Below are 1,871 nucleotides of genomic sequence, written 5' to 3'. Positions count from 1 at the left end.
TAGATGCACCCACCGATAGGCGAGCCCGGTCGGCCGGCGGAGATCCGGATACGGGAATGTCCGGGAGACCCTGGAGAACCCAGCAACCTCACAGCTTGTGTTCAGCATCGCTGAAGTCCCGTTGCCCACCATCAATGTCAGAGCGCCGGCACGGTCGGGCGCGGACACGGAGGGCAGCCCATGAGCTTGATGATGCTGGGGTCATCCGAACATCCGGAGTCAGCCGAGGCCGCCACCACGCACCCACAGCCACCCATAGGCGCGCCACTGTCCGTACCCACCACCGCCCCCGGCACAGTATCGGCGCCACCAGCCTCGCCCGCGGTCCATCCGTGCGCACCGCGGCACTGGTGGCGCGACGTGGCCGGCCTGTGCGCGTACGCGAGCATGATCGTCGTGGTGGCCCTGTGGCTCGCGCACGGCGGCATCGCCAGCCTCACCGGGAGCGCTGGCATCCTGACCGGTCTCGGCCGGCTCACCGGACTGGTCGCCGCGGACCTGCTGCTCATCCAGGTGCTGTTGATGGCGCGCATTCCCTGGGTGGAACGCGGCTACGGCCAGGATGAACTCACCCGGCGTCATCGCCTGGTTGGTTTCGCCTCGTTCAACCTGGTGCTCGCCCACATCGTTTTGATCATCCTGGGCTATGCGGCGTCGGCCCGGACCGGCCTCGTCAGCCAGGCATGGGACCTCATCGCCAACTACCCCGGCATGCTGCTGGCAACGACCGGATTCGCGCTGCTCGTGATGGTCGTCGTCACCTCGGTGCGCGCGGCCCGACGGCGGCTGCGCTACGAGTCCTGGCACCTGCTGCACCTGTACGCCTACCTCGGGGTGGGGCTGTCCATCCCCCATGAGCTGTGGACCGGCGCGGACTTCACCTCGACAGCGTGGGCGAGGGTGTACTGGTGGACGGTCTACGCCGCCGCGGCCGGCAGCATCATCGTGTTCCGCCTCGGCCTGCCCGCGTTGCGCACCTGGCGGCACAGCCTCGTCGTTGACCGCGTCGTCGCCGAGGCGCCCGCTGTCGTGTCCCTGCACCTGCGCGGCCAGGCGATCGAACGGATGCACGCGAGTGCTGGGCAGTTCTTCATCTGGCGGTTCATGACCGGACCAGGGTGGTCACGCGGGCATCCCTACTCGCTGTCCGCACCGCCGCACCCGCGCTGGCTGCGGATCACCGTGAAGGACCTCGGGGACGGCAGCCGCGCACTCGCCCGCGTACGGCCCGGCAGCAGGGTACTCATCGAGGGCCCCTACGGCCGGCTCACCGCTGCCGTCCGCCAACGACGCCGCCTGACGATGATGGCTTCCGGTATCGGCATCACCCCGGTCCGAGCGCTGCTGGAAGAACTCGACTACTCCCCCGGTGAAGCGACGCTGGTCTACCGGGCCAGCACCGAGGAGGATTTCATCTTCCGCTACGAGCTGGACATGCTGGCCGCGAAACGCGGCGTCCGCGTCATCTACCTGCCTGGGCACCGTTCGCCGGACCGCTCGTCATGGCTGCCGGAACGCTTCTCCCACCTGTTGGACGACGACGCGCTGCGGCAGATCGTGCCCGACATCGCCGATCACGACGTGTTCATCTGCGGTCCCGACGCCTGGATGGACGCCGTACGGGACGCGGCGCTGCTGGCCGGGGTCCCATCCGAACAGCTGCACCTGGAACGCTTCCGTTGGTGAGCTGCGCGCGGGACGGGAGACGCGGTCTGGCGGACTCGCGGGAGCGCGTCCCCCGCCCACGGCGTCCAGACCACAACCACGGCAGCCTCAGAAAGGACTCCGGCATGCGCCGCATCGTGCTCGCCGTCGCATCGACGGTCGCCGGCCTCGTGCTGTTGTTCAGCTACCGCACCAGCACCAGCACC

At 68.9% G+C, this 1,871-nt stretch carries 1 protein-coding gene and 1 pseudogene; both read left to right on the top strand.

Translation table 11 applies throughout. From position 1 onward, the window contains the following. Positions 1–180: 180 nt before the first annotated feature. Entirely contained in the window at positions 181–1,686 is a 1,506-nt protein-coding gene (locus tag MJ783_RS12820; protein ID WP_239310651.1) for a ferric reductase-like transmembrane domain-containing protein, read from the top strand. Continuing rightward, a pseudogene (locus MJ783_RS12815) lies at positions 1,683–1,871 on the top strand (hypothetical protein); the annotation flags it as partial. The gene MJ783_RS12820 and the pseudogene MJ783_RS12815, both read left to right, overlap by 4 nt.

The organism is Protofrankia sp. Cj3, from assembly GCF_917627355.1.
In the GTDB taxonomy this organism is placed as follows: domain Bacteria; phylum Actinomycetota; class Actinomycetes; order Frankiales; family Frankiaceae; genus Protofrankia.
The sequence above is the reverse complement of the archived record's forward strand: the minus strand, read 5'-3'. Positions and strand labels throughout refer to the sequence as shown.

Excerpts from the sequence above, each read along its gene's own strand:
- MJ783_RS12820 (WP_239310651.1), top strand. The coding sequence starts at position 181 with ATGAGCTTGATGATGCTGGGGTCATCCGAACATCCGGAGTCAGCCGAG.